The 17,858-nt window shown below is 59.3% G+C and carries 12 protein-coding genes; all 12 read left to right on the top strand.

The window, feature by feature from the left end; genetic code table 11:
* Window positions 1–6 precede the first annotated feature (6 nt).
* Window positions 7–2,052, top strand: a complete 2,046-nt coding sequence (gene flgK / locus ACP3TY_RS17610) for a flagellar hook-associated protein FlgK (protein WP_426618088.1) — start codon at window positions 7–9, stop codon at window positions 2,050–2,052.
* A gap of 13 nt (window positions 2,053–2,065) precedes the next feature.
* Window positions 2,066–3,634, top strand: a complete 1,569-nt coding sequence (locus ACP3TY_RS17605) for a flagellar hook-associated protein 3 (RefSeq protein WP_400650051.1) — start codon at window positions 2,066–2,068, stop codon at window positions 3,632–3,634.
* 104 nt (window positions 3,635–3,738) lie between these two features.
* Complete coding sequence (locus tag ACP3TY_RS17600) at window positions 3,739–7,329, top strand: glycosyltransferase (protein WP_426618087.1); 3,591 nt, start codon at window positions 3,739–3,741, stop codon at window positions 7,327–7,329.
* Between the two features lie 279 nt (window positions 7,330–7,608).
* Complete coding sequence (rfbF, locus tag ACP3TY_RS17595) at window positions 7,609–8,382, top strand: glucose-1-phosphate cytidylyltransferase (RefSeq protein ID WP_212544216.1); 774 nt, start codon at window positions 7,609–7,611, stop codon at window positions 8,380–8,382.
* Window positions 8,364–9,446 carry a CDP-glucose 4,6-dehydratase gene (gene rfbG, locus ACP3TY_RS17590; RefSeq protein WP_426618086.1) on the top strand — a complete coding sequence of 361 codons (1,083 nt, stop codon included), beginning with the start codon at window positions 8,364–8,366 and terminating at the stop codon, window positions 9,444–9,446. Before rfbF ends, rfbG begins: the two co-directional genes overlap by 19 nt.
* A complete protein-coding gene (gene rfbC, locus ACP3TY_RS17585) occupies window positions 9,443–10,003 on the top strand; it encodes a dTDP-4-dehydrorhamnose 3,5-epimerase (RefSeq protein WP_426618085.1) in 561 nt (186 codons plus the stop codon). Before rfbG ends, rfbC begins: the two co-directional genes overlap by 4 nt.
* A complete protein-coding gene (locus ACP3TY_RS17580; protein WP_426618084.1) occupies window positions 10,000–10,872 on the top strand; it encodes an NAD-dependent epimerase/dehydratase family protein in 873 nt (290 codons plus the stop codon). Before rfbC ends, ACP3TY_RS17580 begins: the two co-directional genes overlap by 4 nt.
* A complete protein-coding gene (locus ACP3TY_RS17575; protein WP_212544219.1) occupies window positions 10,862–11,932 on the top strand; it encodes a class I SAM-dependent methyltransferase in 1,071 nt (356 codons plus the stop codon). The genes ACP3TY_RS17580 and ACP3TY_RS17575 overlap by 11 nt, the downstream gene beginning before the upstream one ends.
* 17 nt (window positions 11,933–11,949) lie before the next feature.
* Window positions 11,950–12,687 (top strand): cephalosporin hydroxylase family protein, encoded by a 738-nt coding sequence (locus ACP3TY_RS17570; RefSeq protein WP_159812614.1) that lies wholly within the window; start codon window positions 11,950–11,952, stop codon window positions 12,685–12,687.
* 49 nt (window positions 12,688–12,736) lie between these two features.
* A complete protein-coding gene (locus tag ACP3TY_RS17565; RefSeq protein ID WP_426618083.1) occupies window positions 12,737–15,661 on the top strand; it encodes a glycosyltransferase family 2 protein in 2,925 nt (974 codons plus the stop codon).
* Between the two features lie 30 nt (window positions 15,662–15,691).
* A complete protein-coding gene (gene pseB / locus ACP3TY_RS17560; protein WP_426618082.1) occupies window positions 15,692–16,693 on the top strand; it encodes a UDP-N-acetylglucosamine 4,6-dehydratase (inverting) in 1,002 nt (333 codons plus the stop codon).
* The gene (gene pseC, locus ACP3TY_RS17555; protein ID WP_426618081.1) at window positions 16,690–17,853 is read left to right on the top strand and encodes a UDP-4-amino-4,6-dideoxy-N-acetyl-beta-L-altrosamine transaminase; all 1,164 of its coding nucleotides are present in this window, start codon (window positions 16,690–16,692) and stop codon (window positions 17,851–17,853) included. Before pseB ends, pseC begins: the two co-directional genes overlap by 4 nt.
* The last annotated feature ends 5 nt before the right edge of the window (window positions 17,854–17,858 follow it).

The raw sequence follows: 17,858 nt of genomic DNA, 5'->3' as shown, positions 1-17,858 counted from the left end.
TGAACCATGAGTTTGCTCAATATCGGGATGTCGGGTCTGGCGTCGAGCCAGTCCTCTTTGGCTACGACAGGCAACAACATTGCCAACGTCGACACCGCCGGTTACTCACGTCAGCAAACCGTGCAAGGCACCAAAGCCTCGCAGCAGTACGGCACTGTTTTTATCGGCACGGGCACAACCCTCGCCGACGTGCGTCGGGTCTACAACTCGTACCTGGAATCGCAGTTGCACACCGCGACCTCGCTGAACAGCGAAGCGGCTTCGTACCTTGCGCAGGCCACGCCGCTGGACTCGATTCTGTCTGACACCAACACCGGTCTGACCGGTGTGCTGCAGAAGTTTTTCACCTCGATGCAAGGCGTGTCGACCTCGGCCACCGACGACACCTCGCGTCAGTCGGTACTGACCGGTGCGCAAGCGCTGAGCAGCCGTTTCAACGCCCTCGCCAAGCAACTGAATGACCAGAACACCACCATCAATGGCAGCCTCAGCGACATGACTGCTCAGGTGAATAAACTGGCCACGTCGATTGCCAACCTGAACCAGAAGATCGGTGAGATTTCCACCAGCGGCGGCGCGCCGAACGACTTGCTCGACAGCCGTAACGAAGCCGTGCGTCAGCTCTCCGAGTTGACCGGTGCGCAGGTCGTTGAACGCGGCACCAGTTTTGACGTATATGTCGGCAGCGGCCAGCCGCTGGTGATCGGCAACACCACCAACTCGCTGAGCATGGTTGCCAGCAAAGACGATCCGTCGCGCATGTCGATTCAGATGGATCGCGGTTCGAGCACTATCGACATCACTTCGGTGATCAGCGGTGGCGAAATCGGTGGTCTGCTGACGTATCGCAAAGACGTCCTCGACCCGTCGCTCAATGAGCTGGGCCGTGTGGCCCTGGTGGTTGCCGATCAGATCAACAGCCAGCAAGCGCAGGGCATCGACAAGAACGGTGACTTCGGCGCGGCGATTTTCAACAACATCAACAGTGCCGCGCTGATCAGTCAGCGCAGCATCGCGCAGGCGGGCAACAGCACCGGTTCGGGTAATCTTGATGTGACCATCAAGGACACCGGCAAGCTGACCACCAGCGATTATCAGGTGACGTTCACCAGCGCGACCGACTACAGCGTCAAGCGCTCCGATGGCACCGACCTCGGTACGTTCAGCACCACGACCAATCCGCCGCCAGTGATCGACGGTTTCACTCTGGCCCTCAACGGTGGCGCGTTGAGCGCCGGTGACAGCTTCAAGATCACCCCGACGCGTAATGCCGCCGCGAGCATCCAGACGGTGCTCAGCGATCCGAAGAAGATCGCTGCCGCAGGCCCGCTGACTGGTTCGGCCAGCGCCAACGGTCTGGGCACTTACACCCAGCCGACGCTGAGCGACACGATTAACATTTACAACCCGACTGCCCAGGCTGACATGCAGGCGGCGCTGAAGAATTCGACGCCAGTGAAACTGGTGTTCGGTGACGCCAGCGGCGGCAGTCAGTCCTACACGCTGGTCGACGCCAAGGGCCAGAACATCGGCACCGGCACCATCGTGCCTGGCCAGTCGAACACACTGAATCTGAAAGTCGGCGTCCTCGATGCCAACGGCAATCCAGTGATGGACACCTCCGTCACGCCGAACGTGCAGAAGACCTTCACCGTGCAAACCACGGTCGGCGGCACGCCGAAGTCCGGTGAAACCTTCACCATGAACCTCACCGGTGCGGCGTCTTCGGACAACCGCAACGCGCAGGCGCTGGTCGGTCTGCAAACCAAACAAACGGTCGACACCGGTTCGGCGAGCAAGGGCATCAGCCTGACCGACGCCTACAACAAACTGGTGACCAACGTCGGCACCAAGACTGCCCAAGGCAAGTCTGACAGCGCCGCGACCACGGCGATTCTGGATAACGCGCAAGGTGCGCGCGATTCGCTGTCCGGGGTCAACCTCGATGAAGAAACCGGCAACCTGGTCAAATATCAGCAGTACTACACAGCGTCTTCGCAGATCATCAAAGCTGCGCAGGAAACTTTCGCCACGCTGATCAACAGCCTTTAAGGAGTCGTAATTCATGCGCATTTCCACCGCCCAGTATTACGGCACGCAAGCGTCGGACTATCAGCGTAACTTCAACAAGGCTGTGGCCACCGCGAGCGAGGCGAGCAGCCTGCAGCGGATCAACACCGCATCGGATGATCCGGTCGGTGCCGGTCGTTTGCTGCAACTGGGCCAGCAGGCCGCGTTGCTTGATCAGTACAACGGCAACATCAACAGCACTAAAAGTGCGTTGAACGTGCAGGAAACCACCCTGGATTCCATCACTACTGCATTGCAACGCGCCAAGGACCTTGCGTTGGCCGCCAACAACGGCACGGCCACCGACAAGGATCGCCAGGCCTACGCGGCAGAAATGGGCCAGATCCAGCAACAAGTGCTGGGCCTGATGAACTCCAAGGATGCCAACGGCAACTACCTGTTCTCCGGTTCGAAAACCGACACCGCGCCGTACTCGCAAAATGCCGATGGCACCTTCACCTACAACGGTGACCAGACCACCATCAATCTGGGCATTGGCGACGGCATGACCGTGAGCACCAACACCACCGGTTGGGAAGCGTTCCAGCAGACCATCAACACCGGTCGCACCAGCACCAACATGACGGCTCCGGCAGTGGATGACGGCCGTGTTGTGTTGTCCAACGGTACGGTCGGCACTGCCGCCACTTACAACAGCAAGTTCACCGGTGGTCAGCCGTACACCGTGAGTTTCCTGAGCAGCACGCAGCTGAAAATCACCGATGCGCTGGGCAACGACGTGACCGCTGAAGCCAGCCAGAACGGCGTAGTCAGCAACAGCAGCGGTGCCAACCAGACCGTCAGCTTCCGTGGCGTCGATCTGAAGTTGAACATCAACTTGAAGACCGGTGACACCAACCCGGACGCCGTGATCGCCGGGCACACATTCCAGCTGTCCTCGACGCCGGACACGTTTACCACTACGCGTAGCCCGGGCAACCCGTCGACAGCGGTCATCACCGGTTCGACCATCACCGATCAGGCTGCGTACACCGCTGCCTTCCCGCAGGGTGGTGCCGTCCTCAAATTCACCAGCGCCACCGCGTTTGACCTGTACGCAGCGCCCGTCACTGCTGACAGTAAACCGGTGTCCTCGGGTACCGTGTCGGGCAGCAATGCGACGGCTGCGGGCGTGACGTTTGCACTGGGCAACACGCCGGCGGCGGGCGATCAGTTTTCGATCCAGCCGAACAACCACCAGACCCAGAACATCCTCGACACTTTGGGTCAGATGGTCACCGCGCTGAACACGCCGATCGATGGTGATCCAGTGGCCAAGCAAAAATTCCAGGGCGTGATGGAGTCCGGCCTCGGCAACATCGACGCGGCGACTAACCAGATCGGCGCTTCCGTGACATCAATCGGTGCCCGTGGTCAGGCGCTGGATATGCAGACCATTACCAACCAGAGCTTGAGCACGGCGAACTCCACGACTCAGGGCTCGATCCGCGATTCCGATCCGGCCGAAGTCATGACTCGCCTGACCTTGCAGCAGACCATGCTGCAGGCGGCGCAACTGGCGTTCAGCAAAATCTCTCAGTTGGGCCTGTTCAACAAGATCTGAGGGTGGCGGGCGCGTAAGCGCCCGTTTACCTGTTTCAAAGCCTTTTTTCGCGGTATCAGAGGGCTCGCTGTTCCGGGCGGGTTCCCGCCGCTTGCGAGTCCGACGTGAATTCACTTCCCCTTGTCAGCCTGGTCATTCCCGCGTTCAATCCGCGTTTTTTTGAACGGGCATTGCACAGTGCCGTGAGTCAGAGTTACGGCAACCTCGAAATCATTGTCTGCGACGACAGCCGTGGCGCCGAGATCGAAGGCGTTGTCGCCTCGGTGGTCGAGCAATCAGGTGTCACGGTTCATTACGTACGCAACCCGCGCACATTGGGCCTGGTCGGCAATCTCAAGGCGTGTCTCGAGCAGGCGCAAGGCGAGTACCTCAAGTTTCTCTGTGACGACGATCACCTGTATTCGGCGTGTATCGAACAACAGGCTGCGGAATTTTCCCGCGATGAAGTGAGTCTGGTGCTGGCCTCGCGTCTGCTGTGGGATGCCGATGACATTATCCTGCCGTCGCGCCTGGAAAACACCTCGCTGTCGCCGGTCGATGGCCTGTTCAAAGGCGACGACCTGCTGAGCGTCTTTGACAATTTCCCTGTGAATATCCTCGGCGGTTTCAGCAACGCCTTGTTCCGCCGTGCCGACCTCGTCGAGCTGCTGCCGGCCTTGACGCAGGAAGGTCACTGCTTCGTTGCAACACTGGATTTCGCTTTATTCGTGTGCCTGCTGCGCCGGGGCAATCTGGCGGTGTTGAACACCGTACTCTGTGCCGAGCGCCTCTATCCGGAACGCTTAAGCGCGCAGCAATCGATGAAGGACACCGTCGAAGTAGAGCGTGAGTGGGTGTCGCAAATGCTCAAGGCGCGCAACACCGAAGCGGCGCCCGCGCCAGGCTGGGTGCGCTATGTGCCGTTGGTTGACGCCGATACCGCGCCACGCGTCTGGGAAGAGCTGCCACTGAGCCGCACACTGGGCACCAAGCAAAGCAGTCAGCAATGGCTTGTCGGTGCTGACAGCCAGAGCTTTGCCGAACTCTATTCACAGTGGCTGGCGTGTCGTGTACTCACCAGCGAGCAGCGCAAGTTGCTTGCAGTGACACTCACCGACTGGTCGCGCAACCCCGGCATCGTGCCGATCGTCATCGACGAGAAGGGCAGCAATGCAGCGCTGGAACGAACCCTGCAATCGCTCGCTGAACAGGACTACCCGGCGAACCTGATTCTGGTGCTGTCCGCCGCGTGCACTGAACCCGAGCTCAATGGTCGGGTGTTCCATTTGCCGTTGCTTGACGACGGATTGGCGCAGATCAATGAGTTGTTGCCGCAACTCGATGGCGCCGACTGGTTCTACCTGCTGCACGCCGGCGATCGTCTTATTGCCCCGGCGCTGTTGATCATGGCCGAGCGCATCGCCCATTCTCTCGCGTTCAAATGCCTGTACAGCGACGAGGGCAGTTTGCGCGGTGGCGAATCGGCCGAGCCTGCCTTCAAACCGGATTTCAACCTCGACCTGATGCGCAGCTTCCCCTATGTCGGGCGCGCGTTGGCGTTCGAGCGCGAACGCTTCGTCGACCTCGGTGGTTTCGATACGGCGCTGGCTGATCTGGCGCCGCACGATGTGCTGCTGCGCATGGTCGAGAGCGACGGCACGCAAGTGGTTGGTCACGTCGCCGAGGTGTTGCTGGAATCCGCGCGTGACCTGGCCAAGTGGCTCGCCGAGCCCGGTGTCATTGAAAACAATCCGCGCCTGCTTGAAGCGCATTTGCAGCGTTTGGGTGTTGCTCACACGATCCGTCGCGGCAGCACCGAATTGCTCAATCGCGTCGATTATCAGCATGCCGCACGGCCGTTGGTGTCGATCATCATCGTCACCAAGGATCACACCGCCGCGCTGCAACGCTGCGTCGAAAGCCTGTTGGAAAAAACCGTCTACAGCGAGTACGAATTGCTGCTGGTCGACAATGGCAGCGAAAGCGCTGAAGCGCGTTTGTGGCTGGACGGCATGGCGCAATTGGGCAGCGAACGCATTCGTGTACTCGGTTGCGCGCAAGCCAATCTCGCTGCCGTGCACAACCTGGCCGTGGCCCAGGCGCGCGGCGAATACGTGTTGATGCTCAACCCTTACGCGGTGATCACTCAGGGTGACTGGCTCGACGAGTTGCTCAATCATGCGCAGCGTCCCGAGGTCGGCGTGGTCGGCGCCAAGCTGTTCAATCCTGATGGCCGGTTGCTGCACGCCGGGCTGATTCTGGGGCTGCATGCGCCGGTCGGCCTGCCGTTTTATGGCCAGTCCATGCATGCGGCGGGCTACATGTTTCGCTTGCAGGTGGCGCACAACCTGAGCGCCGTCGGCGGTGATTGCCTGATGGTGCGCAAAACGATTTTCGATGAGGTCGGTGGCCTCGATGAGCAGAACCTGACGCTGACGCTCAACGATGCTGATCTGTGCCTGCGCGTTGCGCAGCACGGTTATCTGGTGGTCTGGACGCCGTACGCTGCGCTGGCATTAGGCGCACGGGTGAACGTTGCCGCGTCGGCGCAGGAACGGCAAACCTGCGACCAGGAACAGGAAGTGTTCTACAAGCGTTGGCTGCCGTTGATTGCGCGCGATCCGGCGTACAACAAAAACCTGTCATTACAAGGTGCCGGCGGCAGCAGTTTTAACCTCGAGCCTGGACAGCGCAGTGGCTGGAGCGCGTTTTCCAAGGCGCTGCTGCCCAACGTGCTGGCGGTGCCGATCAATGACTCGGCCATCGGGCACTATCGCATGACTCAGCCGATGATCGAACTGGTCGCCGCTGGCCGCGTCGAGGGCCGCTTCTGCTATGGCTTGCCGTCGATCATCGACATTGAACGCCAGTCGCCTGACGTCATCGTGCTGCAGGGACGATATTCGGAGAAAGCGATCAACGAAATTCCGCCGTTGCAGGCGTTTTTCAACGCCCGACGGATTTTCGAGCTGGATGACTACGTCATCGACATTCCACATCGCAACGCGCACATCCGCAACATGCCGGACAAGTATGAAATGGAGCGACTGGTGCGCCGTGCGATTGGCTTGTGCGATCGCGTGGTGGTGTCAACGCAGCCACTGGCCAATGCCTTGTCGGGCATGCATCACGACATTCGCGTGGTGCCCAACATGCTGGCCAAAGAGCTGTGGGCCAATTTGCGCAGCCAGCGCAGCACCTCGAAAAAACCGCGTGTTGGCTGGGGCGGCGGCACCAGCCACCATGGTGACCTGGCAGTGATCGCCGAGGTCGTGCGCGAGTTGGCCAATGAGGTCGACTGGGTATTCTTTGGCATGTGCCCGGATGATTTGCGTCCATACATGCATGAGTTCCACGGCGTGATTCCGTTGGAGGATTACCCGGCCAAACTGGCCAGCCTCAACCTCGATCTGGCGCTGGCACCGCTGGAATTCCACATTTTCAACGACTGCAAGAGCAACCTGCGCTTGCTGGAATACGGCGCCTGCGGTTACCCGGTGATCTGCACTGACACCGAGGCCTATCGCGGCTACCTGCCGTGCACGCGGGTCAAGACCAACACCACGGATGAATGGCTGCAAGCGATCCGCATGCACCTGGCCGACCCGGACGCCAGCTACCGCATGGGCGATGAATTGCGTGAGGTGGTGCGGCGAGATTACATACTGCGCGGCGATAACCTGCGTTATTGGGAATATGGCTGGCTGGCGGATTGATCGCGCTGTAAGTGATCAATGTAAAACTGAAAAAGGGGAGCCCGATCGCTGATGATCAGGCTCCCCTTTTTGCTTGCGAGGCCACGTGTTCTGCAGATCTTGTTCGAGTTTGAAGCCGCCACTGGAGCTGGCGCGTTTCCTGCAAGTCCCCCTCAAATCGCCATAAAACGAGCGCACGCGGTCACATCCGCTGCGCCCATAACGGCAGAAAGGTTTAGCCAGAAGGCCCGCCGCTCAACCAAGCGACGCGCAGCCCTGTGACGAACAAGAGGGGAGACGATGAAGGCAGTAATTTTGGCGGGTGGCCTGGGCACGCGCATCAGTGAAGAGTCGCACCTCAAACCAAAACCGATGATCGAGATCGGTGGCAAGCCAATTCTCTGGCACATCATGAAGCAGTATTCCGCCCACGGAATTCATGACTTTGTGATCTGCCTTGGCTACAAGGGCTACGCGATCAAAGACTTCTTCGCCAACTACTTCCTGCACACCTCCGATGTGACGTTCGACATGCGCGAAAACCGCATGGACGTGCACCAGAATTACAGCGAGCCATGGCGCGTGACGCTGATCGACACGGGTGAAGAAACCATGACCGGTGGCCGTCTGCGCCGCGCTGCACGCTACGTGGAAAACGAAGAAGCTTTTTGCTTTACCTACGGCGACGGCGTTTCTGACTTGAACATCAGCGCTCTGGTCGACTTCCACCTGACCCACGGCAAACAAGCCACGGTGACCGCCGTGCAACCGCCGGGACGCTATGGTGCGCTGGATCGTGACGGCGATCGCGTGCTCGGTTTCACCGAAAAGCCACGCGGCGACGGTGGCTGGATCAACGGCGGCTTTTTCGTCCTGTCGCCCAAGGTTCTGCCGCTGATCAGCGGTGACGACACGTCGTGGGAATCCGGCCCGCTGGACGGTCTCGCCGAGCGCGGTGAACTGATGGCGTACCAGCACGACGGTTTCTGGCAGCCGATGGACACCCTGCGCGACAAGAATCATCTCGAAGCCTTGTGGCAGAGCGGGGAGGCCCCATGGAAGCAATGGGACTGAGTGCCGAATTCTGGCGTGGCAAACGCGTTCTTGTCACCGGGCATACCGGTTTCAAGGGCAGTTGGCTGACCCTGTGGCTGCATAGCCTTGGCGCCGAGGTCGGCGGTTTTGCCCTCGATCCGTCGACCGAACCGAGCCTGTTCGAACTGGCGCGCGTACACGAAGGCATCAACGATCAGCGCGGTGATTTGCGCGACCTCGGCGCACTGCTGGAGATCATCGCCGACACCGAGCCGGAGATCGTTTTGCACCTCGCCGCGCAGCCGTTGGTGCGTGAAGGCTATCGCGATCCACTCGGCACTTATTCCAGCAACGTGATGGGCACACTCAACCTGCTCGAAGCGATTCGGCAGGTCGGTTGCGTGCGCGCCTGTGTGCTGGTGACCACCGACAAGGTTTACGCCAACAAGGAATGGCTGTGGCCGTACCGTGAAGACGAAGCCCTCGGTGGCCACGATCCTTACAGCAGCAGCAAAGCCTGTTGCGAGTTGTTGGCGCAGTCTTACGCCGCGTCGTTTTTCCCGGCGGACAAGTACGCCGAGCACGGATTGGCCTTGGCCACGGCGCGCGCCGGCAACGTCTTGGGCGGCGGTGATTTCGCCCCTGAGCGATTGATTCCCGATGTACTGAAAGCCTGGTCGGCGGATGAGCCAGTGATCCTGCGTTACCCGCAAGCCGTGCGCCCGTGGCAACACGCGCTGGAGCCGCTGGCCGGTTATCTGCAATTGGCCGCGGGCCTCTACGAGCAAGGCCCGGAATACGCCGGCGCATGGAACTTTGGCCCGGGCGAAGCGGACATGTGCAGCGTCGGCGAAGTGGTTGAACTGCTCGCCAGTCGCTGGCCGCAAGCGCGGGGTTTGCGCATCGAACCGAGTGAATTGCACGAGGCCGGTCTGTTGCGTCTGGACAGCAGTCGCGCGCGCCAGTTGCTCGGCTGGCAGCCGCGTTGGTCACTGCAGCAATGCCTGGCGCAAACCCTCGACTGGCATCTGGCGTGGCAGAACGGCGATGACATGCGCGCCGTGACCTTGAAGCAATTGAACCTCTACAGGGAGCGCCGATGACTGATTTCACACTACAGGCAACCGAACTGGAAGGTTTGTACCTTATCCAGCAAAAGGTCTTTTGCGATGATCGGGGACGCTTTGCCCGATTGTTTTGTCAGGGCCGTCTGACTGCACAACATCGGCCGTTTGCGGTTCGCCAGGTCAACCATTCGCGGACCGTCGAAAAAGGTAGTGTGCGAGGACTGCATTATCAGAAAGCCGGGTATGCGGAGTCGAAGTTGATCACCTGTATACGAGGCGCAATTTGGGACGTGGTGGTCGATCTGCGACCGCAGTCGGCAACCTATTTGCAGTGGCACGCCGAAGAGTTGCGGGCTGACGACGGACGCAGCCTGTTGATCCCGGCGGGTTTTGCCCACGGTTTCCAATCGTTGACTGATGAGTCGGAAGTGCTTTACCTCACCGACGCCGATTATTCACCGGAGCACGAGGCAGGTCTGTCGGTGAACGATCCAGCGCTTTCGATTCGTTGGCCGTTGCCTGTCAAAAACTTGTCGACCAAGGATTCCTGTCATCCGTTACTCGACCAAGGCTTTCCCGGAGTCGCGTTGTGACGAACCTGGTCAAGAATGTGCTTGTAACCGGCGCTACCGGTTTTGTGGGCCGACACCTTATCAGCGCTTTGCTCGCCAAAGGAATCAACGTTCGTGCAGTCTCTCGTAACGTTGAAGCGGCGAGAGTTTTGCCGTGGTTTACTGACGTTGAATTCGTCGCAGCGGATATTCATTCAGCGGATCTCGACGTCGAAGCTTTGGCTCTCGGGATGGACGCCGTCGCACATCTGGCATGGAGCGGGCTGCCTGATTATCAGGCGCTGTTTCATTTCGAGCAGAATCTGCCGCGCGATTATGCCTTTCTCAAGCGCTTGATCGTCGCGGGTATTGGCCAGGTGATGGTAACGGGAACCTGCTTCGAATATGGCCTGCAAAGTGGTTCATTGAGCGAGGCTGTCGACGCCAGGCCCTGCACGCCCTATGGCCTGGCCAAAAATACTCTGCGTCAGTTTCTGATGGCATTGCAGCGCGAGCATGCGTTCTCTTTGCAGTGGGCGCGATTGTTTTATCTGCATGGCGAAGGGCAAAACCCCAATAGTCTTTTGGCCAGCCTTGACCGAGCCATCGATGCCGGCGACACGCATTTCAATATGTCGGCCGGTGACCAATTGCGTGATTACCTGGAAATCACCCAAGCCGCTTCCCTGCTGGTTCAGTTGATCATGCGTCGCGATGTTTTCGGGATCTTCAACTGCTGCAGTGGCAAGCCAGTTTCCGTTCGGACTTTGGTTGAGCAACGGGTTCGTCAACGGCAATCCTCTATCGCCCTCAATCTGGGGCATTACGGCTACTCAGTGCATGAACCCATGGCTTTTTGGGGCGATGCTCAGCGGATCTCGCAACTGAAGGATGAAGAACATGCAGCATGAACTCTACCGGGCGAACGGGCTGCCGGTGTTGCAGAACCTTACCTTTGCCACCGCCGAGCAGGCGCAGGCTTCGGGTGTCGCAGACATTGTTCTGGTACAGGACAGTCAGAGCGGGCTGATCTTCAACCAGACCTTCGACGCCAGCAAGCTCAGCTATGATGTTGACTATCAAAACGAGCAAGCGCATTCGGTGCACTTTCAGGAGCATCTTAAGGCTGTCGAATTGATTTTGGCCCGCCATTTCTCCCATCGGGCTCTGTTAGAAATCGGTTGCGGAAAAGGCTACTTTCTCGAAATGCTTCGCGACCTGGGTTATGCCATTACCGGCATTGATCCTTCCTACGAAGGTGACAATGCCGATGTGATCAGGGCGCCGTTCACCCGCGAGCTGGGCCTTTCGGCTGATGCGATCGTGTTACGACACGTACTCGAGCACATTCAGGATCCGGTAGCGTTTCTAGCTGAAATGGCTGCGGCAAATCAGGGCGGGCACATCTACATCGAAGTGCCGTGCTTCGACTGGATCCTCGAACACAAGGCCTGGTTCGACCTGTTCTACGAACACGTCAATTATTTTCGCCTCGATGACTTGCGCCGGATGTTCGGCACGGTGCTCGAGGCCGGCCATCTGTTCGGTGGCCAGTACCTGTACATCGTTGCTGACCTCTCCACGTTGCGTCTTACTCCGGAACAACCGGTGCCGCGCCTTACGCTGCCCGAAGGTTTTACCGCCAGCCTCGACCGTGCATTGCAGATCATTCGGTCGGCACCTGAGCAGGGTTCGGCGATCTGGGGCGCCTCGTCCAAAGGCGTGATATATGCGCTGTTTCTGCAACGCGCCGGTGTAGCAGTGGATCGTGTGGTGGATATCAACCCGGCCAAGCAGGGACGTTATCTGCCGTTGAGCGGCGCGCGCGTGTCGTCGCCGCAAGAAGCCATGGATGCGCTGCCCGAAGGCGCCAATCTGTTTGTGATGAACTCCAATTACCTCGAAGAGATCAAGCGGATGACCGGTGGACGCTACGTCTATCACGCCGTCGACAGCGCTTCGTTCCAGTGACCCTTGAGATTTTTACAATGACCGACAACAGCATCAACAAAGCCTTCGAAGCCGAGTGCCGGGAACAGATTGCCCAGCAGGGTGACGACCAGAAACTCACCGGCCTGGCCCGTGATTTCTTCAACGAATCGGCCAAGCACAAGTACAGCTACCACTTCTCGTGGATGGGCCGCCCGATCATCCAGTTGCCACAAGACATGATGGCGATGCAGGAGATCATCTGGCAGGTCAAGCCGGACCTGGTCATCGAGTGCGGTATCGCCCACGGCGGTTCGATCATCTACTACGCCTCGCTGCTGGAGCTGCAAGGCCACGGCGAAGTGCTGGGCATCGACCTCGACATTCGCCCGCACAACCGCGAAGCGATCGAAAGCCACCCGATGGCCAAGCGCATCAAGATGATTGAAGGCTCAAGCATCGACGCCGGCATCGCCGCTCAGGTGCAAGCGGCCGCCAAAGGCAAGAAAGTCATTCTGGTGCTCGACTCCAACCACACCCACGATCACGTGCTGGAAGAGCTGCGTCTGTACGCACCGCTGGTGTCGGTCGACAGCTACTGCGTGGTCATGGACACCGTGGTTGAAGACATGCCGGCCGATTTCTTCCCGGATCGTCCATGGGGTCCGGGCGACAACCCGAAAACCGCGGTGTGGAAATACCTCGAAGAAAACCAGGATTTCGAAATCGACCAGTCCATTCACAACAAGCTGCTGATCACTGTCGCGCCGGATGGCTATCTGCGCCGCGTCCGTTAATTAATAAACAACGATGAGTTTTCGGCGACTCGCCGCGTGTGGGGAATATATGCAAGGCAAGAACAGTTCTGAACAGGGTTTGGCACTCAACGAACAGTTGACCGTTGTGCTGATATCTCACGAACGCCCGGCGTTTTTACGCAGGGCTCTGAAGTTCTACAGCAGTCTGCCGTGCCGGATTCTGGTGCTGGATTCTTCGGCTAATGCGCTGGCAGAGACTGCTCGTGAATACGCCAACGTGGATTATCGGCACTTGCCGCAGTTCGGTTACTGGGGCATTCGCGCCAAGCTGGCGTACGGTGTCGAACAGTTGCAGACCCCCTACATGGTGTTCGCCGCCGACGATGACTTCATCGTGCATGACGCCTTGCACGAAGCCGTGGCTTTCATGCAGGACAACCCCGATTACAGCCTGTGCCACGGCTACAGCATGATGTACCTGGCCCTCGCCAACAGCGTCAATTACTACCGTCGCGACAAGAAAGTCTGCGAGGACTACTCGGCCGATCACGCCCAGGATCGTGTGCTGGACTACATGTCGCAGTACCTTCCACCGTTCTATGCGGTGCAACGCACGGCGATTTTGCGTGACTGGTACGACGCGATGCCAGAAGACACGATCTTCCAGTGGCAGGAAATCGGCCACACCTATTACATGCTGGCCCGGGGCAAGGCGCGGGTTCTGCCGATTCCTTATGTCGTGCGTGAAATCAACTATAACGACTCCGATCACAACACCGAGATCTATCACTCGCTGGCGTTTGTCGACGCCAAAAGCGTGGCCGAGCGTGAAGCGTTTGCCGAGTTCCTGGCAGGGTTGTCGACACAGGTCGAGCATCAGAATCCGGAGCAGGGCAAGCAGTTCGCACTGAAAACCTTTGCCGCACTGGTCGACAGCCTGAAAACCGGCCGCGCACTGGCTGCCGAGCTGATTATCGAGTCGAAATGGAGCGATATCGAAGGCGGGCCGCGGCGCCGTTTTGGCCCGAATCAGTACGTAGAAATGCCGTTCTACAATCAGGTGTTTTTCGATCTGTTGACGCAGTTCGAGTTTCTCTTGCACGCCATGCCGGCGGGGCGCGTACAACTGGAAATGCTCGAAGGTGTGTGGGCGCGTCAGCAAAACCTGATGCTTGCCCGCAACAACGATAGTCCGGAAAGCGTGGTTGATCGTTTGTGGCAGGCTCACGACAGTAACGTGTTCAATCGCGAAGTGATCAATCGCCTGATTGTGCAGTTGCAAACAATGGGTGAGGACGACGAGGCGCAAAAGCTGCGTGACTGGGTTGCCCGACTGGAAGCGACGCTGCTCGAAGGGCATCAGCCGACCTTCAAAAAAATGCTCACCGGTCGACTGCTCGACTGGCTCGCCGTGCGCCAGCCGGACAGCGAGCAGGCCGAGGCGGCTACCCGTTGCCTGGCAGCCAATGATGGCGGCCCGCAGTTCGGCATTTTTCTGCTGGATCTGAACAACGACATCGATCAGTTGCAAGTCACCCTCGACAGTTTGCTTGAAGGTCACAGCAAGGCCTTCAAAGTCGTGGTTTTCACCACGGGAGAGCCGCCAGCGGCAACCACCGCGCAGAACACCCTGCACTTTGTCCGGGTCACGCAAACCAACTTCGTCGACAAGCTCAATCAGAGCGCTAACCAGTCTTCCTGCGAGTGGCTGCTGCTGGCCGAAGCAGGCGACGAATTCACGGCGGCCGGCCTGCTGCGTGCCAGCCTCGAACTGATTGCTGCGCCAGGTGTGCGTGCGGTGTCCACAGATGAAATCCAGCGCAAGGAAGACGGCGTGCTGGTTGATCTGTTCCGGCCGGGATTCAACCTCGATTTGCTGCAAAGCGTGCCGTCGCTGATGGCGCGGCACTGGTTGATTCGTCGCGAAGTGCTGATCGATATCGGCGGTTATCAGGCTGACTTCAGCAAGGCATTGGAGTTTGATGTGCTGCTGCGAATCATCGAACAGGGCGGCCTCGACGGTTTGGCTCACCTGGATGAACCGTTGCTGATTTCTCAGGCCGTGGAGCTGGAGGAAAACGCCCACGAGCGTCAGGCGTTGCTGCGTCATCTGAGCAATCGCGGCTACAAGGCCCGGGTCAACTCCGCGCAGCCGGGAACCTATCAGGTTGATTATCGCCATGCCGGGCAACCGTTGGTGTCGATCATTCTGCCGGCCGGGGACGATCTTCGGGCACTGAAGGCATGCCTCGACGGCGTGTTGCTCAGAACCCGCTACACCCGCTACGAAGTGCTGATTGCAGCCAACCCGAATCAATCCGCCGCCGTCAACGATTGGCTGGGTGCACTGAATCACGCCAAAGTGCGGGTGTTGCCTGCTGATCAGCCACTCACTGACGCGGCGTTGATCAACGCATGCAGCCTAGAAGCGCAGGGTGAATACCTGGTGCTGATGGCGGCGGACGGGGAGGTGGTCAACCCGAACTGGATTGAATCGCTGCTCAACCACGCCCAGCGTCCTGAGGTCGGTATCGTGGGGGCCAAACTGATCGACCGCAGCGGAAAAATTTCCCAAGCTGGTTTGATTTTGGGGCTGAACGGGGGCGTCGGCTCACCCTTCGTTGGCGACAAAAATGCCGCGGAGGGTTACATGCAGCGTCTGGTGGTCGATCAGAACTACTCGGCCGTGTCGGAGGTTTGCCTGATGGTGCGCAAAGAATTGTTCGATGCGCTGGATGGCTTGGATGCAGTGTCTTTCGCGGACGGTTTCAGCGATGTCGATCTGTGCCTCAAGGCCGGTCAGGCCGGTTACCTCATCGTGTGGACGCCGCTGGTGCAAGTGCTGCATAACGGCGAACTGCCGCAGGCGCCAGAGGCGCTACAAGCCCTGCGTGAGAAATGGAGCAACGCCTTCGCGCAGGATCCGGCTTACAACGCCAACCTGGCCCTGAACGGCAAAGGTTTTACCTTGGGTGAAAAGGCTTCGATCAACTGGTCGCAGTTAATCGCTTGAGTCGGCCGAACCAGGATCAGGAATCAGCACATGTTCAACGGTAAATCGATTTTCATCTCTGGCGGCACCGGTTCGTTCGGGCGCAAATTTATCGCCCGCCTGCTTGAGCAATACCAGCCCAAGCGCGTGGTGGTGTTCTCCCGCGACGAACTGAAGCAGTACGAGATGCAGCAGACGTTCAACGCGCCGTGCATGCGTTACTTCATCGGTGACGTGCGCGACGCTGACCGTCTGCGCCAGGCCATGCGCGGCATCGATTACGTGGTGCATGCGGCAGCGCTCAAGCAGGTGCCAGCGGCGGAATACAACCCGACCGAGTGCATTCGCACCAACGTCAATGGCGCGGAAAACATCATCGCCGCCGCCATCGATAACGGCGTGAAGAAAGTCGTCGCGCTGTCCACCGACAAAGCGGCCAGCCCGATCAATCTGTACGGCGCGACCAAGTTGCTCTCGGACAAATTGTTCGTCGCCGCCAACAACATTGCCGGCGAGCAGGAAACCCGTTTCGCCGTGGTGCGCTACGGTAATGTCGCCGGTTCGCGCGGTTCCGTGGTGCCGTTTTTCAGCAAATTGATTGCTGACGGCGCGACTGAGTTGCCGATCACCGACGAGCGCATGACGCGCTTCTGGATCACCCTCGACCACGGCGTGCAGTTTGTCCTCGACAGCTTCGCGCGGATGCATGGCGGCGAAGTGTTTGTGCCGAAGATTCCGTCGATTCGCATTGTCGATCTGGCGTCGGGCATGGCCGAGCATCTGCCGCATAAGAACGTCGGCATTCGTCCGGGCGAAAAACTCCATGAGTTGATGGTGCCGCTGGACGATGCGCGGATGACCCTGGAATTCGCCGATCACTACACGATTCAGCCGTCGATCCGCTTCACCAGTGTCGACGTCGATTTCGCTGTCGACAAACTCGGTGAGCAGGGCCGGGCGGTCGGTGAGGACTTCGAATACCGTTCCGACACCAATCCGCACTTCCTGTCGGTCGGGCAGATCGCCGACCTGCACGCGAAGCTGTCGGCATGATCCCGTACGGTCGGCAGAGTCTTGATCAGGCGGACATCGATGCGGTGGTCGAGGTGTTGCAGTCCGACTGGCTGACCCAGGGCCCGACCATCGCGCGTTTCGAGCAAGCGCTGGCCGAGCGCTGCCAGGCCGATTTCGCCGTCGCCGTGTGCAATGCCACAGCGGCGCTGCACATTGCCTGTCTGGCCGCAGGGCTGGGCCCGGGCGATCGTTTGTGGACGACGCCGAACACCTTTCTCGCTTCGGCCAACTGCGGACGTTATTGCGGCGCCGACGTCGATTTTGTCGACATCGATCCGCTGACCTTGAACCTCGATGCCTTCGCGCTCGAAGCGAAACTCGATCAGGCCGAACGCGACGGTACGTTGCCGAAGGTTTTGGTGGCGGTGGCGTTTTCCGGGCAGAGCTGCGACATGCGCCGCATTGCCGAACTGGCCGAGCGCTACAACTTCACTGTGATCGAAGATGCCTCGCACGCGGTGGGGGCGTCGTACGCCGGGCGCCCGGTCGGGTGCGGTGAATTCGCCGCGATGACCGTGTTCAGTTTTCACCCGGTAAAGATCATCACCAGCGCCGAGGGCGGCATGGTACTGACCAATCGTCCGGCGCTGGCCGAACGCTTGCAACGCCTGCGCAGCCACGGCATGACCCGCGATCCGCAGCAGATGAGCGAAGCCAGTCACGGCCCGTGGTACTACGAGCAGATCGAGCTGGGTTTCAATTACCGCATCACCGATCTGCAAGCCGCGCTGGGCTTGTCGCAACTGGCGAAGCTGGACGGGTTTATCGCCCGTCGCCGTGAATTGGCCGCCCGCTATGACCGCTTGCTCGCGTACCTGCCACTGACCTTGCCAAGCCCTCAGCCAGAGGCTGAATCGGCGTGGCACCTGTACGTGGTGCGCGTGCAGACCGAGCGCGTCAATCTCAGCCACCGGCAAATCTTCGAAGGGTTGCGCGCGGCCGGGGTCGGGGTGAATCTGCACTATATTCCGCTGCACTTGCAGCCTTACTATCGCGACTTGGGTTTTGCCGAGGGTGACTTTCCCGAGGCCGAACGTTATTACGCGCAAGCAATCAGTCTGCCGCTGTATCCGCTGCTGACTGACGCACAACAGGACTATGTGGTCGAGCAACTGCGACGGCTGCTTCTTGAGGAGTAAACCCA

Origin of the sequence: Pseudomonas rustica, assembly GCF_049959085.1 — a bacterium.
In the GTDB taxonomy this organism is placed as follows: domain Bacteria; phylum Pseudomonadota; class Gammaproteobacteria; order Pseudomonadales; family Pseudomonadaceae; genus Aquipseudomonas; species Aquipseudomonas rustica.
This window is presented reverse-complemented; position numbering and strand designations above follow the sequence as displayed.